Genomic DNA, 26,443 nt, shown 5'->3' with positions numbered 1-26,443 from the left:
ACGGAGGAAAAATCATGTTAACGAAACGTCAAAATCTGCTTGAAACCATTCGCGGCGGTCATCCCGATCGCCTGGTTAATCAGTACGAAGCCTTTGAATGTACGGATGCCGTGTATAAAATGCTCATGGCCGATCCCATCAGCGCCCAGGGAGAAATGGTCTTCCCCGGAAGCGGGCCCAAGAAAAACGCCTGGGGCATTACCTTCGATTGGCCAGAGGGTGTGCCCGGGATGTTTCCTGTCCATGACGATGCCCATAAGGTTTTAAAGGACATTTTAGATTGGCGGGAGGTGGTTGTGGCACCTAAAACCGATTTTACAGCAGAGGATTGGGCACCTTTTATGCCCGCCGTCTCCGCCATCGACCGAAATGAAGTCTTTGCCACCTGCTTTGTGGCACCCGGTGTCTTTGAGCAGTGCCATCACCTCATGGGGATGGAGGACTGCATGATCAATCTCTACGAGGAGCCCGAAGAAATGGCGGCCCTCATTGAGTATATTACGGACTACGAGCTGCGCTACGCCGAGCAACTCTGCACCTATTATAAGCCAGACTGTATCTTCCATCACGATGACTGGGGCAGTGCCAAATCCTCCTTTATGTCACCGGCCATGTTCGAAGAATTCATCGTTCCGGCCTATAAGAAGATTTATGGCTATTACAAATCCCACGGGGTCGAGCTCATCGTCCACCACAGTGACTCCTACGCCGCCAACCTAGTCCCGGCCATGATTGAAGTGGGGATCGATATCTGGCAGGGCTGTATTGACGCCAATGATATCCCCACCCTGATCAAGGAATACGGGGGACAGATTTCCTTTATGGGGGGCATCGATAATTCCAAAATCGATAAAGAGGATTGGACCCCGGAAGGTGTGGCCAAGGAAGTGGACGCCGTGGTGGAAGCCTGTGGCAGCCAGTACTTTATTCCCTGTATCACCCAGGGTGGCCCGGGCAGCGTGTACCCCGGAGTGTACGGGGCCATTACGGAGGAGATTGAGAAACTGAACGGAAAATAAGAAGGGAAGAATGGATTAAAGGGAATGCACAGTGTTATGGCTGTGCGTTCCCTTTTGATATGATTGCGTAAATTATGTATTGGAGGGGTCAGAATATTTCTGAGTCTGCTGTTTTCGATAGTTCATTGGGGAGAGGAGATGTCGGCTTTTAAAAGCCCTGGAGAAAGAGCTGCTTTCACGATAACCACAGTGCAGGGCGATTTCCTCCACGGTTTGGTTGGTTGTGGTGAGGAGGTGGCAGGCCTTGGCCAAACGGAGATTAAGGATATAGTCCTTGTAATTGAGATTTTCAATCTTATTAAACATGCGGCTGAGATAGGAGGTGGAGATATACATTTCCTGGGCAATGGATTCTAAAGAAAAATCCACATCATTTTCGATATAATGGGCAATTCTTTTTTTGATATCAGCAATCCGTTCTTCATCGATGGAGATATAGCTGGGATGAATGGTGTTATAACAGGCCCTCAGAAATTGTTCAAGCAAACGAAGCAGGGATTTGGTCCTGCTAATGGATTTAAGGTTAAGAAGCAAATTGTTATAATGTTCAGACAAGCGGGTGACCACTGGTGCATCTAAATCCCGGGTAATAGTGGAAATAAAGAAGGTGGCAAAAGCCTTAGAACGACCAAGGGCATCTGAGCAATCCATTTCAGGATCAGGGATGATTATCTTTCCTGATTTTTTAATCCATGAGGAAAGCCCGGTATCTGTACATTGATCAAATTCCTGGATTAGAGGAAGATAATTGGTGTTGAGGGATGGGGCATCCAGGGGAGGCTGGATGGCGTTAGCCTTCGATGCTGTGATATTACTATAGAGGTATTCCCATCGCAGAGGCTTCATCATAATTTGAGCATTGGCATTGGTTTGGACCAATTGGGTGAGCTGGTCAAAATAGGTATTGGCTGTAAAGAAAAGCTGACAGTGGTTGGTTCTGGGGTAATTGCGCAGAAACGAAACACAGTTCCGATAGTTATCAGGGCTGATGTTAATAAAAACCACATCATGGGGATAGCGATTATTCCACAGACCAGAGGCAATGCGGTAATTCCCTAAATAATTGAGGCGATTATCGGCAGTGAGGTACCGGGAAAAAACCTGGGCTTCAATATGATTGAATTCCAAGGCCAAAACGTTCTTACGTGGTACCATGGGAAACCTCCTTAAGATTTTAGAATCGATGGAAATTGGAAATAAAAGCAGTCCGAGGATGTGTACATTTTAAAGTCGGTGGGATAAAAATCCCCGAGGTGATCCGCCACTAGCTTGAGGGTGAAGAAGCTGGCTTTAGAAAAAAACAGCTCCTGATCCAGAAGGGCGTCCTCGGATTTAAAGTTAATATCCGGAAACTGAACCAAAGGGCAGGAAATCCGTGACTTGAGCAGATGGTTTTCCTTAATCAGGGTCATATAAATCTGGACCGGGGTATCGGCTTGGGAAAGGCTGGACAAAAACACATTGGTGATAATGGGCTGCAGTCCGGTGATGGGGACCAGTTCATGGGATAGTTTTGATGGGACATCTAGAACCAGCGTAACCTGCTGATCGAAGGTGGTGTTAAATAGATCCACTAATCCTAAAATATCCTCCATTTCCTTTTCCATAGAAATATAATGGGTATCCGTGGCGATGTTGCGCTGGAACAGGGTGGAAAAAGAAAACAGCAGATCTGCGGTATGACCAGCGTTCTCTAAAATAGCTTGATTATAGATGGTATTAAAGGCTTCGGTCAAAAATAGGGCATTGTACTGATTCACCATGAGCTTTGATTTCAATTTGACATTTTTATTTTCTAAAAGCTTTTTTTCTTGCTCCTGGAGCTTTTGCTGCAGGATTTTTTCATAGCTGATTTTTGCGATATAATTTGCAATTTCGGTAATAAAGGTTGAGTAGGAACGAATCTGCTCATAGGACATCCGCGGAGCAGTTTCCAGATGGTGGGTATAAATGGGGCCAAGATAAGGATCGGAGAGAATATCAGTCCGTTCATCACAGATATAAGGAATCTTATCGGCATCTGCTTCGGTTAAAAGCATCTGGCCGGTGAATAGATTACCCACAGACTTTTCATTAATAATGATAGGGGCACAGACATCCACTAAGCCCGCATGGCATTTATAAATACAGGGCTTTTCCTGGATGGAGGCTTCCAAACCGCCGAGAGCATCACATTTTATACAGCGTTTTTGACGCTCAGGGTCCTCCCGAACCGCCAGGCAAATGGGGTGGAACAGACGCTCGGTGGTTACCGGATTCCCACGGTAGTCCGTAACGAGAGAGCTCATTTGTGTGGCATCGGTATAAGCGCTCAATATCTTTTCCAATTCATCAACATTAATAATTTCAGCTAAATTCATGATAAATTGCGGCATCTCCTTTTTCTCCTTTGCCTGTATTCCGTTGGTATAAACACCTAATTGTTATCTTTTAATGGCAAAATAATTCTACTACCTTCCTAAACTAAATGCAAGAAGGTTTACAATTCCTTAAGTGGAGTAAGAATGACAAAAAAATCTCTTTTGGGAGGGGAAGTGTATCAAAATTAAATCTTTTAACTATTAAAATACTTTTGATTTAAAACGAATTTAAGATAAATTGTCTTTTGTTGTCTTATTGATAATTTTTAACTGAAAAGTCCGAATTTCTACTGTATGCGATGTCAAAAAATGCACAATTTCCAACAAATGGTGCAATGGTTAAAAAATCATCCGGCCAGTACAATTAAACCAATCACTTCTTGCGAGGAGGGGAGTTATGGATGATAAGTTTCAACTCGGGCTGGTCCTGAATATCCAACGGTTTACCGTACACGATGGACCAGGGATCCGCACGGAGATCTTTTTAAAGGGATGTCCCATGCGGTGTACCTGGTGCAGCAATCCAGAATCACAGATTATTCATCCGGAGGTCGGGGTACATGCGGATAAATGTATCGGATGTGGTGCGTGTCTGGCGGCATGCCAGCGGGGGGCCCATATCGTAAAGGATGGTCTGGTGACCGGTATTGATTACAGCCTGTGTGCCTATTGCATGGACTGTGTGAAGGAATGCCCGACGGGGACCCTGAAGGGCTATGGTGAATGGAAATCGGTCAAATCGTTGATGAAGATTATCGAAGCGGACCGTTCCTATTATAAGAATTCCGGCGGCGGCGTGACCATCTCCGGGGGCGACCCGCTGGTCCAGTGGGAATTCGTCCGGGAGCTGCTGCGTCAATGCAAAAAGAAACGCATCAACACCTGTGTGGAAAGCGAGCTGTATTGTCGCCAGCACGTCTTAGATGAAATCCTGCCCTATGCGGATCTCATCATCTCGGATATCAAGCACATCGACCCGGAGGTCCATAAGGGCTTCGCTGGTGTGAGTAATGCGCTGGTTCTCGAAAATATCAAGCATGTGGTGGATTGCAAGGTACCGCTCATCCTGCGGATTCCCATCGTTCCGGGCTACAATGACGATGAGGCCAATATCCGGGGGACGGCGGCATTCATCCAGAAGGAGCTGGGCAATCGCATTGTGCAGCTGCAGCTCCTGCCCTTCCGGCCCATGGGCGAGGATAAATACCTTTCCCTGGGACGGGAATACCCCATGGAGGGCCAGAAGCAGATTGACGCCAAGGTGTACATGCCGGCCAACCGGCGCATCGCTGAGATTTTCAGAGAATACGGTGTACCGGTGGAAAATGGTGCCGATAATCTGAATGCAGAGATGGTAGCCGGCGGCAAACGCTAAAAGCAGAGTGGCACCTGGTGCCAAAAGAAAGGGGATGAGGGAATTGGCAGGAGACGGTCGGCGGATTTTTACATCGGAATCCGTCACAGAAGGCCATCCTGATAAGGTGTGTGATATTCTGTCGGACTCCGTTCTGGATGCCCTGCTCCGGGAGGATCCGGATGCCCGGGTGGCCTGTGAGGTGACCGCGTCCACTGGACTCATCCACGTCATGGGCGAGATTACCACCACGGCGCATATTGATTACGACGCCGTCGTCCGGGAGGCCCTGGTGGGCATCGGATACGATGGCGAGGAAAGCGGCTTTGATGGCCGGCACTGCGGGGTGATGGTCAGCCTCCACGCGCAGTCTCCGGATATCGCCCGGGGCGTGGATTTGGCCCAGGATTCCAAAAGCCTGGGGGCCGGGGACCAGGGCATGATGTTCGGCTATGCCTGTGATGAGACCGAGGCCTTCATGCCTCTGCCCATCCACTATGCCAATGCTTTGACCAAGCGGCTGGCGGCGGTGCGCAAGCAGGGAATCTTAGATTATCTGAAGCCGGACGGGAAGGCTCAGGTTTCGGTGCGCTATGGCGACCATGGTCCCATGGCCGTGGAGACCATCGTGGTGGCGGCCCAGCATCGGCCGGAAATCAGCCCCTCCCGCATCCGTCGTGAGATGATCGCGGCGGTGATTGAGCCGGTGGTGCCGGATATCCTGCTGGGCGAGGATGTCCGCATCCTGGTCAATGCCACGGGGCGCTTCGTCCTGGGAGGACCGGGTGCGGATACGGGATTGACCGGCCGGAAGATCATCGTGGATACTTATGGCGGCTATGCCCGCCACGGCGGCGGCGCCTTCTCCGGGAAGGATCCCACCAAGGTGGACCGCACCGGCAGCTATGTCGCCCGGTACCTGGCCAAAAATATCGTTGCGGCGGGCCTGGCCCGAAAATGCGAAATCCAGCTGGCCTATGCTATTGGCGTGGCCAAGCCCGTATCCCTTTATGTGGATACCTTCGGGACGGCACAGGGGCACAGTGATGCCGCCATCGCCGGACGCATTGCCCAGGGCTTTGATTTAAGGCCCCAGGCCATCATCGAACGCTTAGGACTGCGGCGCCCCATCTATGCCCAGACCGCCAGCTATGGCCACTTCGGCCGGCTGGATCTGGAGTTGCCCTGGGAAGCCGTGGATTTAGGGGATTTATTTTAAGGGGGTCCCAGGACCCTTGTTGAAACGTTAAAAAACTGCAGTTGCAGATAATTTTTAAAAATTAATGGAGGTTTTATTATGAGTTGGAACATGAATGATCAGGATGTCAGCAAAATCGTATCTCGTATCTTGGGGGAGATGCAGGGATCGAAGCCAGCGGCGGTCAAGGATGAAAGCCGTCCCGATTTCTACAAGAATTTCGTTCCCAATGAAGTCTTAGGCGAAGGCGGGTGTGAACCCTTCGATACCGACTACGGCCTGATGGACTCCTCAGTCTTATCGACCTTGGGACCCAGCCCCTATCCGAGAGTGAACCGGATTCTCAAACGGGTACACGAAATTGAAGAAACCGTGGATGAAGAACGGGCCATGCTTTTCACCGAAGCCCATAAAAAACTGGGTGCCGGCGGCTCTGTGATTCTGAAGAATGCCAAAATCTTAAACCACATCCTCCAGAACATGACCATCAACATCTATCCGGACGAACTCATCGTTGGCGAAATGGGTGCACCGGCCCGTTTCTCACCCATCTACCCGGAATTCTCCTATGACTGGATTGTGGATGAGCTCCAGAACTCACCCTGGGCAGACCGTCAGTCTGACCGTTTCGCCTGCTCCGAAGAAACCAAGAAGAACCTGCTCTCCATCGCCGACTACTGGGAAGGCCAGAACTTAAAGGATCAGCTGGAACAGTTCTTAAGCGAAGAAGTCTTAATCGGTTCTTCCTTAGGCAATACCGCTCCCGTCCACTTCCCGAATCTGTACATGTACGGCGGCATCGGCCACTATACCATGGACTTTGACGGCGTGCTCAAATGCGGCCTCAAGGGCGTGAAATGCCACGTTGCCCGCTGCCTGACCAGCTTAGGTGAAGACAGCATCGATACCCAGGAAGGCCTGGAAAAACGGGAATTCTATACCGCCACCTTAATCGCACTGGAAGCCGGCTCCATGTGGATTCGCCGCTACGCCGCCCTAGCCAAGGAAATGGCCGATCAGGAAGCCGATGTCGAACGGAAGAAAGAACTCCTGAACATCGCAGAAAACTGCGAATGGATCTCCGAAAACCCGGCCCGCAACCTGTGGGAAGCCATGCAGCTCATGAACTTCATGGTGGAACTGGTCCTCATCGAATCCAATGGCCACTCCATCTCCTACGGCCGCTTTGACATGATTTTGAATCCTTACTACGAAGCCGACATGAAAGCCGGCCTCATCAAGAAATCCTTCGCATCCCAGCTCATCGAGTGCTTCTATGTGAAGATCTTCGAACTGCGTAAGCTCAGAGACGAACAGACCGCGACCCTTAACTCCGAAGTGGGTATCGGCGGCTCCTGCCTCCTCTGCGGTGGCGTCAATGAAAAGGGCGAAGATGCCACCAATGATATGACCTATCTGTGTATCGAAGCCTACAACCATACCCGCCTCACCGACCCCTGGTTCGCCGCTCGTTGGTTTGAAGATGCACCCTGGGAATACAAGGTGAAATTAGTGGAATCCATCAAGATCGGGACGGGCCAGCCGAAGCTCTTCAATGACGGCGGCGTTATTCCCACATTGATTGCCAATGGCCTCACCGTTGAAGAAGCCCGTGACTACACCGTCGTCGGCTGCGTGGAAGTGGAAGTCGCCGGCAAGACCTACGGTGCCCACGATGCCGATTACTTCAACATGGCCCGTGTTCTGGAATTCGCCATCAATAATGGGAAGACCGTCGAAGGCGAACAGGTATCCATCGACACTGGCAGCATTGCCACCTTCAAGAATATGGATGAAGTCATGGCCTCCTTCGAAACTCAGATGAAATATTGGGTTAACCGCATGGCCGCCTTCATGAATGCGACAGAAATCATGCACGCCCGGATTAAACCTCTGCCCTTCGCATCCTGCATGATCAACGACTGTATCAATAAGGCGAAGGATCTCACCCAGGGCGGTGCCAAGTACAACTTCGCCGGTCCCCAGGGTGTTGGGATCGCATCCGTCGCCGATGGTCTGTCCACCATTGAACAGATTATTTTCGATGAAAAACGCGCCACCGGTGCCGAACTCCTGGATGCCCTGAGCAAGAACTGGGCAGGTTATGAAGAATTATACCGCTATATCAACAGCGAACAGGTCCATCACTATGGTAACGATGATGACTACGCGGATAAATATGCGACCTATGCAGCAGACGTATACTGTGATGAAGTCAGCAGCCACAATTGTACCCGTGGTGGCAAAATGATCCCCGGGATCTATTCCGTCTCCGGTAATGTCGGCATCGGCCTGACCCAGGGAGCCTCCATTGATGGCCGTATGGCCCAGGAAGCCCTGTCCAACAGCTTAGGACCAGTGCATACCAAGATTGGCTGCCACGATGTCACCGGACCCACCGCCATGGGGAATTCCGCCAACAAGATCGACCATCAGAAGGCCGGAAATGGCACCCTGATGAACGTCCGCTTCAGCCCTGCCTGCGTGGCCGGTGCCAACGGAACCGAAAACTTTATCAATTACATCGATGGCTATTTCCATAAGGGTGCCCAGCACTGCCAGTTCAACATCGCCAATACGGAAATGCTGAAGGATGCTCAGAAGCATCCGGAAAACTACCCGGGCCTCTTAGTTCGTGTTGCCGGATATTCCGCTTACTTCGTACGGATGACCAAGGCCCTCCAGGACGACCTCATCGGCCGGAACTCCTACGATAATTTCAACTAGGATACCGTTTATCGATCAATACACACACCTCGTGATGGGGCATTCCGCTATCCGGAATGCTCCATCCTGAATAAAGAGATAGGAGATTATAATGCAGAATGAAGCCTTGGGCATGATTGAAACCAAAGGGATGGTGGGCTGTGTCGAAGCCGCCGATGCCATGGTGAAATCCGCCAATGTTGAGCTGACGGGCTATGAGATGATCGGCTCCGGTCTGATTACTGTTATGGTCCGTGGTGATGTCGGTGCGGTGAAAGCCGCCGTCGATGCCGGTGCCGCCGCTGCGGACAAGGTCGGACAGGTGGTTTCGGTCCACGTCATCCCCCGTCCCCATCCCGATGTAGAAAAAATGCTGCCGAAGTTTGAATCGGTTTAATGTGAGAGGAAGAAGCCATGAAAGAAGAATTAATGAGCCAATTAATGGAAGAAGTGATGAAGAAGATTGATACGGCAGAAGCAGCCGACTGCTGTCCGAAACCCGTTGCCAATTGTGGTTTGACCGAATTTGTTGGAACTGCCATGGGCGATACCATCGGATTCGTCATCGCCAATGTGGATGCCAATCTCCACGAAGCCATGAAGCTGGATGCCAAATACCGTTCCATCGGGATTTTATCCGCCCGTACCGGTGCCGGCCCCCATATCTTTGCGGCGGATGAAGCGGTCAAAGCTACCAATACCGAAATGGTCATTTGTGAAATGGCCCGGGATACCAAGGGCGGCGCCGGTCACGGCTCCCTCATCATTTTTGGCGCAGAAGATGTGTCTGATGCCAAGCGTGCGGTGGAAGTGGCGCTGGCCGACTTAAACCGGACCTTCGGGGATGTTTATGGCAATGATGCCGGTCATCTGGAATTCCAATATACCGCCCGCGCTTCCTTCGCCTGCAACATGGCTCTGGGCGCACCCATTGGCAAGGCCTTCGCCATCATCGTCGGCGCACCCGCCGGGATTGGTGTCCTTATGGCTGATGCCGCTTTAAAGGCTGCCAATGTGGAGCTCATCGGCTTTGCATCACCGGATAACGGTGGAACCAAGTTCTCCAATGAAGGCATGATCTTCATTTCCGGGGATGCCGGCGCTGTCCGTCAGGCCGTCTACGCCGCCCGTGAAATCGGACTGCCATGCCTGAACGCCCTAGCCGGTCCCGCCGCCAGCATGACGACCCCCTATATTTAAGCATCGCAGAGTGGAGGCGTGAAATGGAATTGAATTTAAAAGACATCGAAGAACTGGTAAAACAGGTGGTTGATCAACTCGGGGATACCGAAGCGCCCCAAGGGGTGGAACCGGCCATCAAATGGGGGATCTTTGATACCATGGATGAGGCGGTGGAGGCAGCTTGGACGGCCCAGCGGGATTATATGAAATGCAGCCTGGCTATCCGTCGTCAAATTATCCAGGCCATCCGGGATACGATGATGGAAAAGGAGCACAGAGAGACGATTTGTGCCATGGCGGTAGAGGAAACAGGTATGGGGAATTATGAGGATAAGCTTATTAAGCATGAGCTGGCCTCTCTCCATACCCCTGGAGTAGAAGATCTTAAGGCAGAATGTATAACCGGGGATGACGGCCTCACCCTTTTGGAGTTGTCCCCCTTCGGTGTAATCGGAGCGATTACACCAACCACCAATCCCAGTGAAAGCCTGATTGGTAACGGTATTTCCATGCTGGCTGGGGGGAATACCGTTGTATTTTCTCCCCATCCTAAAGCCGTTAAAACCTGTCACTACACCTTAAAACTCATCAATCAGGCGATCTATAAGGCAAGCGGTCTGTGTAACTTGATGGTAACCACTGTCAAACCCAGCATCGAAAGCGCTGACGTCATGATGGCCCATCCCAAAATCAACATGCTTTGTGCCACTGGGGGACCAGGGGTTGTTAAAGCCGTTCTGCAATCCGGTAAAAAAGCCATTGGTGCCGGTGCAGGGAATCCCCCGGCTCTGGTGGATGAAACCGCCGATATTGAAAAAGCCGCCAAGGATATCGTCGATGGCTGCTGCTTCGATAATAATATGCCCTGCATCGCCGAAAAGGAAGTCGTGGTGGTGGATGAGGTGGCGGATTACCTCATTTTCAACATGAAGAAACACGGCGCCTTCGAGTTGAAAGACCGGAAGGTCATCGATGCCCTGGCCGAAATGGTATTCCCCGGCGGTCGCTTAAGCCGAGAATTCGTGGGCAAGGATGTCCACTATATCGGAGCCGCCGCGGGGATCGAGGTCCCCAGGGAAGCCCGCTGCCTCATCATGGAGGTTCCCAGGGATCACCTGCTGGCTGTGGAAGAGCTGATGATGCCCATTCTGCCCATTGTTCGAGTCAAGGATGTGGATGAAGGTATCGATGTGGCCTGCGACTTGGAGCATGGCAATCGACATACGGCGACGATGCATTCCAAAAATGTGGATAAACTGTCTGAAATGTCCAAGCGCATCCAAACTACCATCTTTGTGAAAAATGGACCTTCCTTTGCCGGACTTGGCGTTGGCGGAGAAGGCTTTCCGACCTTCACCATTGCTGGTCCAACAGGAGAAGGATTAACCTCGCCTAAGTCTTTCGTCCGACGTCGCCGCTGTATCTTAAGCGGTGGATTTGAAATCAAGTAAGAGGGTTTAGCCCGATTACAATCCCTTGGAAAGAAAGCCAAATCATCTGACTTTGGCTTTCTTTTTAGCCAGTAGGGAATGGAGGAAAATATGCGCTTTATCAGAGACTATGCAACAAAGCTAACCACCGCAGAAAACGCCGTTAAGGCCGTTAAATCCGGAGATTGGGTCGATTATGGATGGACCACTGGAACACCGAGAGCCTCAGACTATGCCTTGGCTAAACGGATCATCAATGAAAATCTTACCGACCTTAAATTCCATGGGGGGATTCTGATGTGGGAGCCTGAAATTTTTAAAATTCCCAATCCAAGTGCCCATTTGGTGTGGAACTCATGGCATCTCAGTGGTATTGAACGTCGGGCGGTACAACAGGGATTTGCCTATTACTGCCCCCTGCGTTATTCGGAGCTGCCCCGATATTACCGTGAGAATATCGAGCCCGTGGATGTGGCCTTTTTCCAGGTAGCGCCCATGGATTCCCACGGGTATTTCAATTTTGGACCCAATGCTTCCCATATGATGGCCCTTTGTGAAACCGCCAAGGTCATCGTTGTTGAAGTCAATAAGAATATGCCCCGCTGCCTGGGCGGGGTGGAAGAAGCCATCCATATTTCCCAGGTAGACTATATCGTCGAAGGAGACAACCCGCCTATGGCCGAAATGGGGGCGGGCAAGGCTGGTGAGGTAGATCGAAGGGTCGCTGAACTCATCGTGCCGGAAATCCCCAATGGGGCGTGCCTTCAGCTGGGCATCGGGGGGATGCCCAATGCCGTGGGGGCCCTCATCGCTGAATCTGACCTCAAAGACCTGGGGGTCCATACGGAGATGTTCGTGGATGCCTTTGTGGATATCACCGAGGCGGGGAAGATCAACGGCTCAAAAAAAGCCATCGATCGCTTCCGCCAGACCTATGCCTTTGGGGCGGGAACCCAAAAGCTCTATGACTTTTTGGATGAAAATCCTCAGTGCATGGGGATGCCCGTGGACTATACCAATGATGTTCGGGTCATCTCGCAGATTGACAACTTCATGTCCATCAACAATGCGGTGGATATCGATCTCTTTGGCCAGGTGAACGCAGAATCTTCGGGCTATCATCAGATTTCAGGGGCCGGCGGTCAGCTGGACTTCGTCCTGGGGGCCTATCTGTCCAAGGGAGGGAAAAGCTTCATCTGTTGCTCCTCTACCTTCAAAACCCGGTCTGGTGAATTGAAGTCACGGATTTTACCCATCTTAAAGCCCGGTTCTACGGTGACAGATACCCGTCCCAATACCCATTATGTGGTCACGGAATATGGAAAGGTCTGCTTGAAGGGAATGTCTACCTGGCAGCGAGCCGAGGCTTTGATCGCCATCGCCCATCCGGATTTCCGGGATGATCTCATTCAAGAAGCTGAAAAAATGAAGATCTGGCGAAAAAGCAACCGATAAAGGAATTTTTAAAAAGTGAAGGGAGATGTTTGAGGCTATGGAACCCATGGATGCCATTCAAAAGGCCATTGATCATCCCGAAAAAATCGTCGTTTTTTCCATTGCACCAGGAGTGCGGGTTGGAATGGGTGACACCTTCGACCGAGAGCCAGGGGCATGGATAGAGGGACAATTAGTGGATGCATTACATCGGCTTGGGGTAGATTATGTGTTAGACCTTGCCTTTTCAACGGATTTAAGGGCAGTCGAAATGGGCGTGGAATGCCTGCTGAGACTCCGCAGTCAAAAGGATCTCCCACTGTTTATCAGCGGTTGTCCAGCTTGGACACAATATCTAAAAAAGCATGCCCCCGCCAAAGGGAAGTGTTTATCCACGGTGAAAAGTCCTGGTGAAATCCAGGGAGCGACAGTAAAGACTTATTTTGCCGAGGAGCATCATCTTGACCCTACCCAGATGATCCATGTCATCGTTACATCCTGTGGGGCCGAAGGAGGGATGTCTACGAGTCCTAATGATGTCGGCATCCTTTTGGGAGACGGCGTTTTACAGGACAATGACTATATTATGACGACCCAGGAACTGGCGATATGGCTTAAATCTGCTGGGGTAGTGCGAAGTACCCTTAATTCTGGACAAGGCTGGGACAGTCCCTTGGGGCGAGGCAGTGGTTCCGGGATTATTTCGGCCACCACAGGGGGGACGATGGAAGGCTTGCTCCGAACCCTGCAACAGGTGTTAATGGGAAAAGAGTCATTGCCGAATGAAATCGCCTGGGAATCTATCCGGGGAATGCACTGTGTCAAAAGTGCAGTGGTGAAAATTGCCGATTTATCAATTCATGTAGGTGTTGTCTATGGACTGGATGTGGCAGAACGCCTTTTAGCTGGCCGGTATGATGGGCTCTTCGATATTATCGAGGTGATGGCCTGTCCCGGGGGCTGCATCGGTGGGTCCGTACCGGAGATGAGGACCCTGTATCGGGAAGCGGCAGCATCCCCCGGGCAAACGGCTTTGGATAATCCGGAAATCGCCGGAGTTTACAAGAGCTTTTATGGTTATCCCTTTAGTGCCATGGCGAGGCAGCTACTCCATGGGAAAACCTAAGATTCAAAATTTGGAGGTATTGATGAAAGCTTTACTGGATTATGCATTAGCCCTGGACAACGAAGATGCCCAGGGCATTGCCACTCTTTTTTCAGAGCATTGTTATTTTAGTGATGGTGCCCTTCGGCGGATGGGCAGATCAGATATAGAAGTAAGGCATTCAGGAGATTTAGCTGGGGTATTCACCACCCTCTTTAGCCAATATTCCTTTTCGGTAGAAATCAAGCAAATGCTGCCCCATGCCATGATCTATATTGTCCGCCTTAATGGGGAGGCTTTCCCCTGTATTGGCTGTGCCACTTTGGATGGGGATGGGCGGATTTCTGAATATATTATTCGTCCCCTTTGAAAGCACAGATTTAGAATATCATTTCAACGCCACATAAATGGCAATTTCCCCATTTACCGGATCCGGGCTTAAGTACTCTTCAAAATCCCCGGTGAAGCTGCGGCCTAAATCCATTTCCCAGATGGCACTCCAGGCGGCCACTACGGCCTGAACCATATCACCCCGGATTAAGAAGCGGGCATAGCGCCCGGCGGGGATGATTTTGCGGGCAAGCTCCGGGTTATCAGCTGCGGAGACGGCGGTACCCACGGTGACGCAGTAGGTCTCACCGGCGTAGTCGGAGTACAGACCGATGGCGTGGTCATCCACCTTGTTTTTAATCTGGGGATACACCCCGCCCTCGTACAATTTCTTCCAAAGATTTCCGATAATTTCCCCCATTTTGGGATCATTATTTCCAGTGGTGGCAGAGAGCCCCACGACAATCTTTTCCTCCAAGGATACCAGTTCATAATCCATAAAAAAACCTCCTGTTGTTTGTATGATGGTCCCAGTGTACCAAATGAAATATGACAACAGGATGTCTTATTAAGAATAAACTTTTAAATTTTCTTCCAGACGGCGGCGCATTTCTTCCCGGAGGGAAGGTGGGGAGAGGATCTCACAATGGGCACCGAAGGTGGCCAGGTATTGATAGAGCCATTCCCCGGGTGGCAGTTCCAGGGTCACTTCAAAGCGGCCGTCGGGGAGAGTGGTATAGGTGTTGAATTCATCCCGGACCCGATAAGCCAGATTGGGGGAAAGCCGCAGGGTCACGGAAAGCGTGGGTGTATCGGTGGCAGGATCATCGGTGAAAACCCGGGTGGGTGCCACCCGGCTAAAGATTTCTGGAAGGGGCGTGAGGTCTTGCATTCGGCGCAGCTTAAAAAATCGAGGTTCATCTCGGAGGGTGCAATGGGCGTAGAGGTACCAGCTTTGTCCTTTAAAGCAGAGCTTTAAGGGCTCTACTACCCGCCGGACAGAGTGGGTGGCACCGTGGTAATAAAAGGAGACGCGGTGCTTCCTAAGGATGGCCTCCTTTAAGGTGGTGAAAACCGCTGCCTCCTCCTGGCCATTTCCCCAGTCTGAAAAATCCACCTCCAGCCAATCATCCTGGGGTGTGCCAAAAAGGGCGGCGAGCTTGGTTAGGGTAGTATTGGCAGGTTCTGGGCTCAGGGTATCTAGTGCCTGTATGGCCGCGAGGATGCTGAGCTGCTCTCTTTCGCTTAGGATGGTCCGGTCCAGGACGTATCCCGGCAGCAGGGCGATGCCGCCACCCTTGCCCTGGGCGGTATAAATGGGGATGCCCGCCTGGGAGAGCTGATCCACATCCCGATAGATGGTCCGAGTGGAAACCTCAAAATGCCCGGCCAGCTGCTTGGCGGTTAGGGGCCCCCGGGCCAGGAGCAGGTTGAGGATTTCGAAGAGTCGGCTATTTACCATGGGTGATGGCCTCAATTCGTTGGGTCAGTTCCGCCACCAGGTTTTTAAACCGTCCATTGGTCTGTAGCACGGCGAAGGCGGGATAGTCCCGAAGGCTGGCTACTAAACTTTGGGCAATGCTCCCATCGCTTCGGGGGGCGACGGGGCCTAAATCAAAATCTGAAAGCCAGGGATCGATCTGATCAAAAAAGTCATCGCCGTGGAGGGTGAAGGGAAAGAGGTCTGGTGTGACCATGGACACGTAATGCCCCAGCATATCCAGGGCAGCTTCTTTCTTGCCTTGAGCTAAATAGCCAGCGGCTGCTGTCAGATAAAATTGGAACATGGTATTGGGGTGGAGGGCTTCCAGCTGGAAGGCATCCCTTAGGGTAAGGAATCGGGTGATGATGGCATCAAAACGCTTGGGTTGGTCGGGGTTTAAATTTAAATCCGTCATCAGCAGGGATGAAAAAGCCAGAAGGGCATTGTAGGTCCCCACCTGGATGGTTTCCTGGGCGGCTCCGGCATCCCCCTTGGCCTGGTGGGCCATGGCCAGCAGCGCGTGGTCATCGCCACAGTCCGTGGTACTGGTACAATCCTCCAGGAGGAAGATGGTGGTGTCATAATTTCCCAGGTTATATTGGCAGAGGGCTTCGATGGCATTGGCCTGCTTGAAAATTCGCAGCTCCGGGGAGCCTGTTTTGCAGCGCTCCATCAGATCCAGGATTTCCTGGAGGAGGGCGGGATGGCGTTCCGCCGGAAAGCGATCCAGATGGTTTATGAGGAGCAGGCCCATTTGGAAGAGCAGGGGCATGCAGGCATAATAATCGTGAATTAAGGTCTGGCATTGGCGGTATACGGCTTCCGCTGGCTCGGTGGTGAAGGCCCGGGCCAGGCGATGGTAGGTTTCCCGGATTTCCTCCCGGGTAAGCTGGGGTTCGTAGCCCATGAGGGTATCGATGGTCACCCCGAAATAATCAGCCAGCTGGGGGAGCAGGGTGATATCGGGGAAGCTTTGCCCCGTTTCCCATTTGGATACCGCGGCCTTGGAGACCCCCAGAAATTTAGCCAGGGCCTCCTGGGTGATTTTCCGATCCTTGCGCAGGGCCGTTATTTTTTGAGCGAGATGGATGTTTTTCATTGTGGTCGTTACCGGACGTCCCAATACCGTGCAGCTTCGCTTTTAAAGGGAATTTGTCCTTCGAGGGCGGCATCCAGGGTGGCCAGGAGCTTGGGGATATCGGCATTCAAGGTTCCGGCAAGGTTGACATAATTGGAGATATGATTGGCCCGGAGGACGCTGCCGGGGCTATCCATATGGGATAAGAGCAAACGGGTTTCAGCGGCGACCTGTATGGGGGTCAGCATGGTGAAATCCCCCCGGGCGACCTCCGCCACCATGGGGGCTTGTCCCTCTAAGCGCAGGGTAAGCAGGCCGATATAATCGGGATTCATGGCGGAGAGGGCTTCAGCGGTATGAATGGCATGGTCCTGCCAGTGGGCAGTCCCCCCCAAACCGGAAATCGCCGTGACCGACAGGGCGATACCAGCCTGGCGGATACGCTTGCCCCCGGTGATCATATCCGCAGCACTGGCGCCCTTATTGACATGGGTCAGTACCCCATCGTCCCCGGATTCCAGGCCCATATAGGCCATGATCAGGCCCAGGGAATGGAGCTCGGCCAGCTGGTCGTCGTCCTTGGTGCCAAGGCTTTTAGGGGAGGCATAGCAGGCTACCCGCTCACATTCTGGAAAAAGCTGGGAAATGGTCTTTAGGATGGTGATTAAATGGGCCTGGCGCATTACCAGGGCATCACCATCGGCTAAAAAGATGCGATGGATGCTGGGATAGAATGAACGGGCTTCCCGAAGGTCCTCTAAAATAGCCTCTAAGGGCCGGATGTGGAATCGCTTTTCCTTATACATATCACAGAATCGGCAGGCATTGTGGCTGCAGCCGACAGTCGCCTGTATAATGAGACTGTAGGCTTCACTTGGGGGGCGGAATACCCGTCCTTCATAGTTCATTGATGTCGTTCCTCCTGTTCATTTATGCTGGCATTATAACATAGGTTTAATGTAAAAAGCCATTGGGATGGACAACATTATCCGTAAGGGGGTCCAGCACCCGCATGGCACTATCTCCCAGGGTGATGGCCCGCCGTACGGCCTGGTTGCCGTAGCGTGTGCGCAAATCGTCGATGGTTCGGTCCAACCGGGCGGTACGCTCTCTGGCCACCTGATCGGTAAAAAAATCAATTTGGGTCCCCCACACTGGGTCCACCAGATCACAGGCCTGAATGGACATGGATCGAATGGGGGAATGGAAGAAGTAATTGGCATCAAAAATGGCCATGGCCGTGGTGATGAACTCCTCGGTAATATCTGAGGGGGCAGCAAATTTTTTCTGCCTCGTGATGGAGTGGAGCTGCTTATCCCTTAAATGAAGGGATAAGGTTTGGGCGAGGAGGCCAGCGGTCCGGAGCCGGGCCGCCACACTTTCGGAAAGGATGGTGGTCATCATTTTCACATCCTCCCGGGTTTCCAGGTCCCGGGGGGCGGTGTAGCCATTCCCAATGGATTTCACCAGCCGCCTGGTATCCCCCAGGGCTTCATCAAAGGGACGAACCGGAGAGATGTCCTGTCCCAGGGCAAAGGCCTTGAGCATCAGGCCGATTTTCCCCATTCGCCCTTTCAGGAACCCGTCATCCAAACGGGCCAGCTGTCCAATGGATTTTACCCCTACTGCATTTAACTTCCGGGTGGTGGCCCTGCCGCAATACAGCAGATTTTCAATGGGGCTATTCCATACGAGGTCCTTGTAATTTCCGCGGTTGATTTCAGTGATGGCATCCGGCTTTTTATAATCGCTGCCAAATTTGGCAAAGACCTTATTCCAGCTGACGCCGATGGATACGGTCAGGCCAAGCTCTTCCTTAATGGTACGGCTAATGGACCGGGCGATATCCATCCCACCTCCAAACAAGCGCTGGGAGCCGGTGACATCCATCCATGCTTCATCCAAGCCGAAACCCTCCAGCTGGTCGGTGTAGCGGTTATAAATTTTTCGGGCCAATTGGCTGTAGTGGATATATTTAGGATAATGTGGGGGAAGAAGGATGAGGTCTGGACATTTCTCCCGGGCCTGCCAAATGGCCTCTGCGGTTTTCACTCCCATCTCTTTGGCCGCCTGGGATTTCGCGAGGATGATGCCGTGACGGTTTTGTGGATCACCGGCCACCGCGACCGGTCGATCCTTAAGCTCTGGTCGGGAAAGGAGCTCCACCGAAGCGTAAAAACAATTCATATCGGAATGTAATATAATGCGGTCCAATTAAAATAAACCTCCATAAAAGGAATCTTATTTTTATATTACACCTATTAATGGAATATGTAAAGACTAAACTGCATTATAAGAAATAAAATGAAGGAGAGGATTTTATTATGGAAGAATATGTGCTATAATAAAAAAATGGAGGATGAAAAAATGAAAATGAATACCCTAATCGCTGATAACTTGAAGAAGTTAAAAAAAGCACGCAATTTAACCAATAAGCAGCTGGCTGAGACATCCGGTGTCCCCCTCAATACCCTTTCAAAAATCATCTGTGGTATTACCACCAACCCGACGGTGAATACCTTGGCGGCCCTGGCCCAGGCCCTGCATTGCCAGATGTGGGAGCTCTTTGATGATGATATGGGTTCTCGGAAGCACCTGAGTAAAAATGAATCCATTGTTCTGGAACATTATCGGAATCTATCCAAAGAGGGGCGGCAAATGGTCCGCAGTCAGATTCAGGAATTTTGGGATTATGAGCAGGCCATGATTCGTGAAGAGGCCTCGGTTCCCTATGTGGAAATTCCATTGTATTGTCTGCCGACCTCGGCCGGGACCGGGCAATTTTTGGACTCTGATGATTATGAAATAACCGCATTCCCCGCTGAAGAGGTCCCGGGCCGGGCGAATTTTGCCGTCCGTATTTCAGGAGACTCCATGGAGCCTAAATTCCACAACGATGATATTGCCTTCGTTCAGCAGACCCAGGATCTGAAGCCTGGAGAAGTGGGAATCTTTATTTTAAATGGAGAGGGCTATATTAAAGAGCTGCGCCAGCAGGAGGGAGGAGAAGGCATCTATCTGCATTCCCTCAATGAACGTTACGCCCCCATCATCGTAAGGGCATCGGACGACCTGCGGGTGGTTGGTCGGGTACAAACCCTTTAAGAAACAGACGAAAAAGCCGGATTTTGCGCGTAAGCTAACAGAAGTGTAGAAATAGAAGCAGTGGAGCGAGTTATACTGTGGCGTAAGCTAACAGAAGCGAAACGAATTATACTTGCGTCCGTGGAGAAAATAGCGTATAATGAAATCAATTAACTGGTCAGACCACTGACCAAAAATAAAATTCGATTTGGAGGAAGAATATGCATTTTTCAATTCCCTATGGCAGTACACGGCTGAGTCTTAACTTAGCCGATGAACAGATTGCCGGAGTCCTGGAATCCAATATTACCGATTTGAAAGCAGAAGGCTCGGAGGACGATATTGTCGTTGCCGCCATGGCTGCTCCCTTTGGTGGGAAGACCCTGAAGGAGATGGCCCAGGGTAAGAAAGACGCCACCATCATCATCAGCGACCACACCCGGCCCGTGCCCAGCAAGCATATTATCCCCTTTATGCTAAAGGAGCTGCGGGAAGGAAACCCGGATATTGATATCACTCTTCTGGTGGCCACCGGCTTTCATCGTCTGACCGTCAAGGAAGAGCTGGTGAATAAGTTGGGTGAAAAGATTGTGGCAGAAGAAAAAATCATCGTCCACGATTCCGCCAATGCCGATGCCAATGTTAAAATCGGGGTACTCCCCTCGGGGGCAGACCTCATCATCAACAAGGTGGCCGCCGAAGCCGATCTGCTGGTGGCTGAAGGCTTCATCGAACCCCATTTCTTTGCCGGCTTCTCCGGCGGACGGAAAAGCGTTCTTCCCGGTGTATCCGATCGGGTGACGGTGCTGGGCAACCATTGTGGGGCCTTTATTGCCAGTGACCATGCTCGAACAGGGATTTTAGAGGGAAACCCCATTCACAAGGATATGAAATCCGCCGCCCAGCAGGCGAACCTGGCTTATATCGTCAATACCGTTATCGATGAGGATAAAAAGGTCGTGGCTGCCTTTGCCGGAGACCCCTTCACCGCCCATGAGGCAGGGTGTGAATTCCTCCGGGGCTACTGCAAGGTGGATGCCATTCCGGCGGACATCGTCATCACCAGTAACGGTGGGGCACCCCTGGACCAGAATATGTACCAATGCGTGAAGAGCATGACCGCCGCCGAAGCCAGCGCCGGGGAGGATGGGGTTATCATCCTGTGTGCAGAATGTGCCGATGGGACCGGTGGAGAAGGCTTTTACCGTGCCTTAAAGGATTGCGAAAGCCCGGCAGCCTTGATGGAAGAAATCCTCCAGGTTCCCCAGGATCAGACCAAGCCCGATCAATGGGAATACCAAATTCAGGCCCGGATTCTGATGCAGCACCCCGTCATCTACGTCAGTCGCCCGGAAATGCAGCAGACCATCGAAGAAATGAAGATGATCTACGCTCCGGATCTTCCCACCGCCATGGCCAAGGCCAAGGAAATCAAAGGGGATAACGCTAAATTCACGGTTATTCCCAATGGGATTGCGGTAATCGTGTCGCGGTAGCTAACAGCCATGCGCTGAAGCAATATAAAAGGGTATTGAAAGCTCGCTTTCAAATACCCTTTTATATTGCTTCAGCATACGGCGCAGCCGTGCATAAGTGAAGGGGCAAAGCCCCGGAACGCGGCGTGTTTATTCCTCTCTGAAAACGCCTATATACCGGATGTGGTAAAGATAAAGGACTGTAGATTATAAAATGGTGGATTTAGAAACCGACTATCGTCACGGGGTATACCGCCATTTTACTGAGGATTGCAAATGATCATTCTCGCTGTTCTACGATTCCCTCCATGGGGGATGCCGTCCCTTTTTTGCTTCTCCCTTATTTTTGCGGGGGGGTGCCTTGCTTTAATTCCTCCCGAATCCGTCGATACTCGATAATCGGTGAATCTCCGGGAATGAGATGCTCATCCATCACGTACTCTGATTTTAAGGGACGTTGGGTTTCCACCACCCGGCGGTCCTGATTGAGCACGATTTTGCTAAAGAGCTTTCCGCTGAGGTCCACGGCTTTGTGGAGGAGAGGAGCCCGGATTAGCCGCTGGTAATAGCGCACATAGACCATGGTGTGTTCCTCGTCGATGGGGGCAAAGGCCGCAAAGACCCGCATCAGGGGAGAAATTCGGTTTTGCCAGATGTTGGGATATCGAAATTGCAGGGAGAACCATTTTTTATAATCCACCTCAGCATCGGGGCGCAGGGGGATGGTCCGGCCATCGTCTACCTCGTTATGGACATAAAAGGTCAGGGTATCGTCGTCGTAGATGACCTTCGGGCCATCCACCAGGGTTTTATTCCCCCGGCCAATGGTATTATGATGGACAAAGGGCACGTGCACGGCGTCCAGCTGGTTTTCGATGCATCGGGAATAATGGGTATCCCAGGGGTCCCGGATTTCGGAAAAGGTCATCCCCTCAAGCTCGTTAAAGAAAGGGAGTTCAAAGGTAGTGGGTTCATCATCACCATACCACAGCCAAATGAGGTCATGGGCCTCCTGGACAGGATAAGCCGAGACCTGGTAGTAATCCGGGACCGGGGTGTTTTTACCATTGGCGGGAATTTTAGTTACCCGACCCATCCCATCGTATTCGATGCCGTGGAAGGGGCAGGCAACCGTGTCACCACAGTGCCAGCCGGCGGCGATGGAGGCCCCACGGTGGCAACACTTGTCGGCAATACACTGAATGTCACCCTGGGTATTTCGGAAAAAAACGAGTTGCTCACCCAGGCGTTTGACGCCCGTTAATTTCCCCTTTTTAACCTCTCGGGAGGACAGGATTGCATACCATTTATTTTTAATCATGGAAAACCTCCTTCAGATGGAAGCTGGTGCCAACAACCATCGATGTGACATTATTATATTCGGATTTTCTTAAGGTAAGACCGAAGGATAAATGCAATAATGAAAAACATGGAAAAAGAAAAGGGGCATAAAATGGATTTTTTGACTCAATTTAATGGATTCATCGAAAAGTGGATGGCCTTGGTTACACCTGCCTGCCTGATTATGGGGATACTGTATGCAGATTGGCTAAGTCACTTTTCCTTCTTAGTAACAGGGCTTTTCGCTTTTATGACCTTTACAGGGAGCCTGGGGTCTAATTTTAAAGACATGGGGCGCATCGCCAAACACCCGATTCCCTTGGTTACCGTATTGATCCTTCTTCATGTAGTGATGCCGTTAATCGCTTTTGGCGTGGGGAGGGCCCTTTTCGGACAGGATATGGACCTTGTCACTGGAATCGTACTGGAATTTCTGGTGCCTACGGGAATCGTGAGCCTGGCCTGGGTGAATATCTACGGGGGCCACTCAGCCCTGACCATTTCCATCATCGTTATCGATACTCTGTTGGCGCCTTTTATGGTGCCTCTGATGCTCCATGGGCTGTTGGGCAGTGTGGTAGAAATGGCACCCTGGGGGATGATGCAGCAATTGGTTTTCATGATTGCACTGCCAGCCTTGGCGGCCATGGCCCTCAACCAATGGACGATGGGCCGGGTCAGTCAGAGCTGGAAGCCTCGATTAGCACCCTTTAGTAAGCTGGCCCTTATTGGGGTTGTAACAATCAATTCAACACGTATCGCTCCCTATATGACAAGTCTGACCCCGACGCTGATCGCAGTGGCAGGATGTATCCTGGGATTGGCGATATTTGGATATATTGCGGCTCTGGGAATGTCTCGGGTGCTCCATTTAGATGGACCGGATACCATCTCGGTGATGTACAATGGGGGAATGCGCAACATCTCAGCGGGGGCTGTCATCGCGGCCCAATATTTTCCGTCTGAGGTCCTTTTCCCGGTAATGATTGGGACCTTGTTCCAACAGGTGATCGCTGCGGGGGCGGGCATGATGATAGTGAGAATGCCTTGGTTTTCAAGGGGGATTTCCTCATCGCATTGAGAAAGTTAAACGACCATCCTGTCAAGAGAGGGGATGGTCGTTTGTGTTGAATTGATTTTAATAATTTTCCGTATGCACTTCAAAATAGCTCTGGGCTTTAAAGCATACCGGGCAAACCCCAGGGGCCTTCTTACCCATGACCAGGTGGCCACAGTTAATGCATTCCCACATGGTTTCGTCAGCTTTTTCAAAAACAGCCTTCATTTCCACATTATTCAGCAGCTTGCGGTAGCGTTCTTCGTGGTGCTTTTCAATGGCGGCTACTTCCCGGAACTGTTTGGCCAGTTCAGGAAAGCCCTCTTCTTCAGCATCCTTGGCAAAGCCATCGTACATATCCGTCCACTCGTAGTTTTCACCCTCAGCGGCGTGGAGCAGGTTAGCAGCTGTATTCCCCAGCTCACCTAAAGCGGTAAACCACAGCTTGGCATGCTCCCGTTCGTTCCCCGCAGTCTTTAAGAAAAGCTGGGCAATTTGTTCGTAGCCTTCCTGGGCGGCAACTTCTGAGAAATAAGTATATTTATTTCTGGCCTGGGATTCTCCGGCGAAAGCAGCCATGAGGTTCTGTTCGGTCTTGGTCCCGGCGTATTTATTTTCAGTTGCGGGTGCTTCAATCTTTTCAAATTTATCTGCGGGCTGTTTGCATTTTGGGCAAACAAAATTTCCCGGCAGGTTGTCTCCTTCATATACATAACCACAAATAGTACAACGATAACTCATGTTTGTTCTCCTCTTTCTTTAAAAATTACTGTTTGACATTAATATTTTCCCCCTAATACCCTGAAATGTCAATGGCAAGTTGGAATCATTTCAATATGGAAAGAAAAAATTCAGTATCCTTACAGAAAGAACCCCCAAGATCGTCCTGGGGGTTCTGCTGTGGTTTCGCCTTTTGTTTGAGGAACAGTATGGATGCAAAACCAAGAAACTAAAGGGGATGGGAGTGTGATTCCGGCCCTCACTAAAGGTGGTCAGGCACCAGCCTGAATCTTTTTCACCTCTTCAATGAAAGCCGGCAGGACCTTTAGCGCGTTGCCGACGATGCCGACGTTGGCAACTTCAAAGATCGGAGCATCCTCATCCTTATTAATGGCCACGATATAGTCGGAACCGGTGATGCCGCTTAAATGCTGGGTAGCGCCTGAAATGCCGCAGGCGATATACAGTTTAGGGGCGACGATTTTTCCGGATTGGCCGACCTGATGGTTTCTGGGAATCCAGCCGTCTTCGATGGCAGGGCGAGTTGCCCCCACGACACCGCCGAGGAGCTCGGCCAGGTCCTTTACCATCTGGAAGTTTTCGGCACTGCCCATACCCCGGCCGCCAGCCACAATAACCTCAGCCTCCTCCAGATTAACGGCTTCGGCGATTTCCTTGACCGACTCGGTAATCTGGGTACGAATGGCGTCATCGGCTACGGTAATGCTTTCAGAAAGGACGGTCCCTGCTGTGGGTTCCTCCACCTTCTTAAAGGCACCGGAGCGGATGGTGGCGATTTGGGGACGGGCCTCTGGGATGGATACATCGGAGAGGATCGTACCGCCGTAAAGGGGGGTGGTGAAGATGATGCCGTCATCTCCAAGGGCCGCAGCCATCACATCCGAGGCACAGCCGGTTTTAAACCGGGCTGCCAGCTTCGGGGCTAAATCTTTGCCATCCTGGGTTCCCCCAATAAAGACAGCGTCTGGCTTTTGGGCTTCGATAATCTGTCCTAAGGCATCCGCAGTGGCATCCAGATTGAATGCGGCGAAGGCGGGATCGTCCACTGCAATGACGGTATCCGCACCCAGGGTGGCGGCAGCCGCTGCCGCCTCGCCAATCCCTTCGCCCAGAAGAACGGCGATAACGGCTTCTCCCTTGGCTGTGGCTAAGGTTCTTCCAGCGGCCAGGGCTTCGGCGCTAACTTTAACGGGAGCACCATCAGCCAGTTCGACATAGACTAAGATGTTTTTGGTTTCTGTTTTATTCATAATGGCCTCCTAACCCAGTACCTTTGCTTCGACCATCATGGCGATGGCCTTCAGGGCAGAATCCTCGTCGGTTTCTTCCTGTATTGTGACACCGGCTTCCTTTTTAGGCGGCTCGTAAACCTTCAGAGTGATCACCTTCGACCCATCGGCGCCGACATCGGTGCCTTCTGCCAGGAGATCGGCGGCTAGGGTATCGATGGGCTTTTTCCGGGCAGCCATCTTGTTTTTAATGGTGGGGTAGCGGGGTTCGTACTCGGGCTTTGATACGGTGAGTACACAGGGGGTGGCGCTGACTACTGTGCGGTAGCCTTCTTCGGTTTCCTGTTTGGCGGTGGCTTTACCATCCGCTGCCTGGATATCGATGACGTTCGTAATCACCCCATCCCCCAGGAGATCTGCCAGGATAATCCCGGTTTGGCCAAGGGCCGCATCGGTGGCTTCCTTACCGGTAAAGATCAGGTCGAAGGCGCCTTTTTCGGCTTCCAGCTTGGCGATAGCATCCTTTAAAATAGTGGCGACACCCAGGGAGTCGCTGCCGTCAAAGGCGGCATCACAGGCCAAGGTGGCGAAGTCGCCACCGACGGCCAGGCAATTTTTTAAGGAGTTTTTCGCTTCATCGGGACCGACGCACAGAACGGTAATCTGGGAATCATCTCCCAGATTTTCCTTTAAGCGGGTGGCCATTTCTAAAGCATAGGTGTCGAAGGCGTTGACCACCTTGGTGATGTCTGCGATAGCCGGAGTGCCATCGGCACCCAGATGGACTTCAATGGAGTCATCAGGCACCTGCTTGATGCATACGAGTATATTCATGAT

Annotated in this window: 24 protein-coding genes; 13 read left to right on the top strand and 11 right to left on the bottom strand. The window is 51.5% G+C overall.

The annotated features are described in order from the left end of the window. Positions 1-14: 14 nt before the first annotated feature. Positions 15-1,019, top strand: coding sequence for a uroporphyrinogen decarboxylase family protein (locus BLW33_RS04135; RefSeq protein WP_090305495.1), 1,005 nt, complete (start codon positions 15-17; stop codon positions 1,017-1,019). 72 nt (positions 1,020-1,091) lie between these two features. Here the strand turns inward: BLW33_RS04135 and BLW33_RS04130 are convergent, their stop codons facing one another. Together BLW33_RS04130 and BLW33_RS04125 are read right to left on the bottom strand one after the other, a co-directional pair. Continuing rightward, entirely contained in the window at positions 1,092-2,174 is a 1,083-nt protein-coding gene (locus BLW33_RS04130; protein ID WP_090305492.1) for a helix-turn-helix domain-containing protein, read from the bottom strand. Positions 2,175-2,185: 11 nt separating this feature from the next. Further along, complete coding sequence (locus BLW33_RS04125; RefSeq protein ID WP_090305489.1) at positions 2,186-3,394, bottom strand: PocR ligand-binding domain-containing protein; 1,209 nt, start codon at positions 3,392-3,394, stop codon at positions 2,186-2,188. 382 nt (positions 3,395-3,776) lie between these two features. Here BLW33_RS04125 and BLW33_RS04120 point away from each other — a divergent pair, with 382 nt between their 5' ends. The 9 genes from BLW33_RS04120 to BLW33_RS04080 all read left to right on the top strand — a co-directional run bounded on the left by BLW33_RS04120 (position 3,777) and on the right by BLW33_RS04080 (position 14,158). Next, positions 3,777-4,754 (top strand): glycyl-radical enzyme activating protein, encoded by a 978-nt coding sequence (locus tag BLW33_RS04120; RefSeq protein WP_090305486.1) that lies wholly within the window; start codon positions 3,777-3,779, stop codon positions 4,752-4,754. A gap of 34 nt (positions 4,755-4,788) precedes the next feature. Beyond that, on the top strand, positions 4,789-5,952 hold the full coding sequence (gene metK, locus BLW33_RS04115; protein WP_090305482.1) for a methionine adenosyltransferase: 1,164 nt from the start codon (positions 4,789-4,791) through the stop codon (positions 5,950-5,952). Between the two features lie 78 nt (positions 5,953-6,030). Beyond that, the gene (locus BLW33_RS04110; RefSeq protein WP_090305479.1) at positions 6,031-8,658 is read left to right on the top strand and encodes a glycyl radical protein; all 2,628 of its coding nucleotides are present in this window, start codon (positions 6,031-6,033) and stop codon (positions 8,656-8,658) included. A 91-nt stretch (positions 8,659-8,749) separates the two neighbouring features. Further along, a complete protein-coding gene (locus tag BLW33_RS04105; RefSeq protein WP_090305476.1) occupies positions 8,750-9,034 on the top strand; it encodes a BMC domain-containing protein in 285 nt (94 codons plus the stop codon). A 17-nt stretch (positions 9,035-9,051) separates the two neighbouring features. After that, positions 9,052-9,837 (top strand): propanediol utilization microcompartment protein PduB, encoded by a 786-nt coding sequence (pduB, locus tag BLW33_RS04100; RefSeq protein ID WP_090305474.1) that lies wholly within the window; start codon positions 9,052-9,054, stop codon positions 9,835-9,837. A 23-nt stretch (positions 9,838-9,860) separates the two neighbouring features. Then, on the top strand, positions 9,861-11,270 hold the full coding sequence (locus BLW33_RS04095) for an aldehyde dehydrogenase family protein (RefSeq protein ID WP_176966620.1): 1,410 nt from the start codon (positions 9,861-9,863) through the stop codon (positions 11,268-11,270). Between the two features lie 90 nt (positions 11,271-11,360). Then, positions 11,361-12,704 carry a butyryl-CoA:acetate CoA-transferase gene (locus BLW33_RS04090; RefSeq protein WP_090305471.1) on the top strand — a complete coding sequence of 448 codons (1,344 nt, stop codon included), beginning with the start codon at positions 11,361-11,363 and terminating at the stop codon, positions 12,702-12,704. 37 nt (positions 12,705-12,741) lie between these two features. Beyond that, a complete protein-coding gene (locus tag BLW33_RS04085) occupies positions 12,742-13,809 on the top strand; it encodes a [Fe-Fe] hydrogenase large subunit C-terminal domain-containing protein (RefSeq protein WP_176966619.1) in 1,068 nt (355 codons plus the stop codon). A gap of 22 nt (positions 13,810-13,831) precedes the next feature. Further along, the gene (locus tag BLW33_RS04080) at positions 13,832-14,158 is read left to right on the top strand and encodes a hypothetical protein (RefSeq protein WP_090305466.1); all 327 of its coding nucleotides are present in this window, start codon (positions 13,832-13,834) and stop codon (positions 14,156-14,158) included. A gap of 18 nt (positions 14,159-14,176) precedes the next feature. On the opposite strand, the gene BLW33_RS04075 is transcribed toward BLW33_RS04080, so the two are convergent. From BLW33_RS04075 to BLW33_RS04055, 5 genes are all read right to left on the bottom strand, one after another. Then, positions 14,177-14,617 carry a GyrI-like domain-containing protein gene (locus BLW33_RS04075; RefSeq protein ID WP_090305463.1) on the bottom strand — a complete coding sequence of 147 codons (441 nt, stop codon included), beginning with the start codon at positions 14,615-14,617 and terminating at the stop codon, positions 14,177-14,179. A 69-nt stretch (positions 14,618-14,686) separates the two neighbouring features. Continuing rightward, the gene (locus BLW33_RS04070) at positions 14,687-15,580 is read right to left on the bottom strand and encodes a helix-turn-helix transcriptional regulator (RefSeq protein ID WP_090305460.1); all 894 of its coding nucleotides are present in this window, start codon (positions 15,578-15,580) and stop codon (positions 14,687-14,689) included. After that, the gene (locus tag BLW33_RS04065) at positions 15,570-16,700 is read right to left on the bottom strand and encodes a helix-turn-helix domain-containing protein (protein ID WP_090305457.1); all 1,131 of its coding nucleotides are present in this window, start codon (positions 16,698-16,700) and stop codon (positions 15,570-15,572) included. The genes BLW33_RS04070 and BLW33_RS04065 overlap by 11 nt, the downstream gene beginning before the upstream one ends. An 8-nt stretch (positions 16,701-16,708) precedes the next feature. Next, positions 16,709-17,587 (bottom strand): radical SAM protein, encoded by an 879-nt coding sequence (locus BLW33_RS04060; RefSeq protein WP_090305454.1) that lies wholly within the window; start codon positions 17,585-17,587, stop codon positions 16,709-16,711. Positions 17,588-17,633: 46 nt separating this feature from the next. Beyond that, positions 17,634-18,866: a Y-family DNA polymerase gene (locus BLW33_RS04055; RefSeq protein ID WP_090305720.1), complete on the bottom strand. Its 1,233-nt coding sequence runs from the start codon at positions 18,864-18,866 to the stop codon at positions 17,634-17,636. Between the two features lie 180 nt (positions 18,867-19,046). On the opposite strand from BLW33_RS04055, the gene BLW33_RS04050 reads away from it, so the two are divergent. Both BLW33_RS04050 and larA read left to right on the top strand, forming a co-directional pair. Continuing rightward, on the top strand, positions 19,047-19,784 hold the full coding sequence (locus BLW33_RS04050) for an XRE family transcriptional regulator (RefSeq protein ID WP_176966618.1): 738 nt from the start codon (positions 19,047-19,049) through the stop codon (positions 19,782-19,784). Positions 19,785-19,984: 200 nt separating this feature from the next. Next, positions 19,985-21,259: a nickel-dependent lactate racemase gene (gene larA, locus BLW33_RS04045; RefSeq protein ID WP_090305448.1), complete on the top strand. Its 1,275-nt coding sequence runs from the start codon at positions 19,985-19,987 to the stop codon at positions 21,257-21,259. A 319-nt stretch (positions 21,260-21,578) separates the two neighbouring features. Here larA and BLW33_RS04040 read toward each other — a convergent pair whose 3' ends face one another. Beyond that, the gene (locus tag BLW33_RS04040; RefSeq protein ID WP_090305445.1) at positions 21,579-22,559 is read right to left on the bottom strand and encodes an aromatic ring-hydroxylating oxygenase subunit alpha; all 981 of its coding nucleotides are present in this window, start codon (positions 22,557-22,559) and stop codon (positions 21,579-21,581) included. Between the two features lie 108 nt (positions 22,560-22,667). Between BLW33_RS04040 and BLW33_RS04035 the strand changes: the two genes are divergently transcribed. After that, the gene (locus BLW33_RS04035; RefSeq protein WP_242911589.1) at positions 22,668-23,660 is read left to right on the top strand and encodes a bile acid:sodium symporter family protein; all 993 of its coding nucleotides are present in this window, start codon (positions 22,668-22,670) and stop codon (positions 23,658-23,660) included. A gap of 57 nt (positions 23,661-23,717) precedes the next feature. Here BLW33_RS04035 and rbr read toward each other — a convergent pair whose 3' ends face one another. The 3 genes from rbr to BLW33_RS04020 form a co-directional block, all read right to left on the bottom strand. After that, positions 23,718-24,377 carry a rubrerythrin gene (gene rbr / locus BLW33_RS04030; protein WP_090305442.1) on the bottom strand — a complete coding sequence of 220 codons (660 nt, stop codon included), beginning with the start codon at positions 24,375-24,377 and terminating at the stop codon, positions 23,718-23,720. 251 nt (positions 24,378-24,628) lie between these two features. Then, the gene (locus BLW33_RS04025; RefSeq protein ID WP_090305440.1) at positions 24,629-25,627 is read right to left on the bottom strand and encodes an electron transfer flavoprotein subunit alpha/FixB family protein; all 999 of its coding nucleotides are present in this window, start codon (positions 25,625-25,627) and stop codon (positions 24,629-24,631) included. A 9-nt stretch (positions 25,628-25,636) separates the two neighbouring features. Then, a complete protein-coding gene (locus BLW33_RS04020; protein WP_090305437.1) occupies positions 25,637-26,440 on the bottom strand; it encodes an electron transfer flavoprotein subunit beta/FixA family protein in 804 nt (267 codons plus the stop codon). Between the last annotated feature and the right edge of the window lie 3 nt (positions 26,441-26,443).

It is taken from the genome of Eubacterium aggregans, from assembly GCF_900107815.1.
Taxonomy (GTDB): domain Bacteria; phylum Bacillota; class Clostridia; order Eubacteriales; family Eubacteriaceae; genus Eubacterium_O; species Eubacterium_O aggregans.
Note: the sequence above shows the minus strand (reverse complement) of the source record. Positions and strands in the feature narration are given on the sequence as shown.

Excerpts from the sequence above, each read along its gene's own strand:
- BLW33_RS04090 (WP_090305471.1), top strand. The coding sequence starts at position 11,361 with ATGCGCTTTATCAGAGACTATGCAACAAAGCTAACCACCGCAGAAAAC.
- BLW33_RS04020 (WP_090305437.1), bottom strand. The coding sequence starts at position 26,440 with ATGAATATACTCGTATGCATCAAGCAGGTGCCTGATGACTCCATTGAA.
- BLW33_RS04095 (WP_176966620.1), top strand. The coding sequence starts at position 9,861 with ATGGAATTGAATTTAAAAGACATCGAAGAACTGGTAAAACAGGTGGTT.
- BLW33_RS04075 (WP_090305463.1), bottom strand. The coding sequence starts at position 14,617 with ATGGATTATGAACTGGTATCCTTGGAGGAAAAGATTGTCGTGGGGCTC.
- BLW33_RS04110 (WP_090305479.1), top strand. The coding sequence starts at position 6,031 with ATGAGTTGGAACATGAATGATCAGGATGTCAGCAAAATCGTATCTCGT.
- BLW33_RS04035 (WP_242911589.1), top strand. The coding sequence starts at position 22,668 with ATGGAAAAAGAAAAGGGGCATAAAATGGATTTTTTGACTCAATTTAAT.
- BLW33_RS04070 (WP_090305460.1), bottom strand. The coding sequence starts at position 15,580 with ATGGTAAATAGCCGACTCTTCGAAATCCTCAACCTGCTCCTGGCCCGG.
- pduB (WP_090305474.1), top strand. The coding sequence starts at position 9,052 with ATGAAAGAAGAATTAATGAGCCAATTAATGGAAGAAGTGATGAAGAAG.
- BLW33_RS04060 (WP_090305454.1), bottom strand. The coding sequence starts at position 17,587 with ATGAACTATGAAGGACGGGTATTCCGCCCCCCAAGTGAAGCCTACAGT.
- BLW33_RS04080 (WP_090305466.1), top strand. The coding sequence starts at position 13,832 with ATGAAAGCTTTACTGGATTATGCATTAGCCCTGGACAACGAAGATGCC.
- metK (WP_090305482.1), top strand. The coding sequence starts at position 4,789 with ATGAGGGAATTGGCAGGAGACGGTCGGCGGATTTTTACATCGGAATCC.
- rbr (WP_090305442.1), bottom strand. The coding sequence starts at position 24,377 with ATGAGTTATCGTTGTACTATTTGTGGTTATGTATATGAAGGAGACAAC.
- BLW33_RS04025 (WP_090305440.1), bottom strand. The coding sequence starts at position 25,627 with ATGAATAAAACAGAAACCAAAAACATCTTAGTCTATGTCGAACTGGCT.
- BLW33_RS04130 (WP_090305492.1), bottom strand. The coding sequence starts at position 2,174 with ATGGTACCACGTAAGAACGTTTTGGCCTTGGAATTCAATCATATTGAA.
- BLW33_RS04120 (WP_090305486.1), top strand. The coding sequence starts at position 3,777 with ATGGATGATAAGTTTCAACTCGGGCTGGTCCTGAATATCCAACGGTTT.
- BLW33_RS04055 (WP_090305720.1), bottom strand. The coding sequence starts at position 18,866 with ATGAATTGTTTTTACGCTTCGGTGGAGCTCCTTTCCCGACCAGAGCTT.
- BLW33_RS04125 (WP_090305489.1), bottom strand. The coding sequence starts at position 3,394 with ATGCCGCAATTTATCATGAATTTAGCTGAAATTATTAATGTTGATGAA.
- BLW33_RS04105 (WP_090305476.1), top strand. The coding sequence starts at position 8,750 with ATGCAGAATGAAGCCTTGGGCATGATTGAAACCAAAGGGATGGTGGGC.
- BLW33_RS04040 (WP_090305445.1), bottom strand. The coding sequence starts at position 22,559 with ATGATTAAAAATAAATGGTATGCAATCCTGTCCTCCCGAGAGGTTAAA.
- BLW33_RS04085 (WP_176966619.1), top strand. The coding sequence starts at position 12,742 with ATGGAACCCATGGATGCCATTCAAAAGGCCATTGATCATCCCGAAAAA.
- BLW33_RS04065 (WP_090305457.1), bottom strand. The coding sequence starts at position 16,700 with ATGAAAAACATCCATCTCGCTCAAAAAATAACGGCCCTGCGCAAGGAT.
- BLW33_RS04135 (WP_090305495.1), top strand. The coding sequence starts at position 15 with ATGTTAACGAAACGTCAAAATCTGCTTGAAACCATTCGCGGCGGTCAT.
- larA (WP_090305448.1), top strand. The coding sequence starts at position 19,985 with ATGCATTTTTCAATTCCCTATGGCAGTACACGGCTGAGTCTTAACTTA.
- BLW33_RS04050 (WP_176966618.1), top strand. The coding sequence starts at position 19,047 with ATGAAAATGAATACCCTAATCGCTGATAACTTGAAGAAGTTAAAAAAA.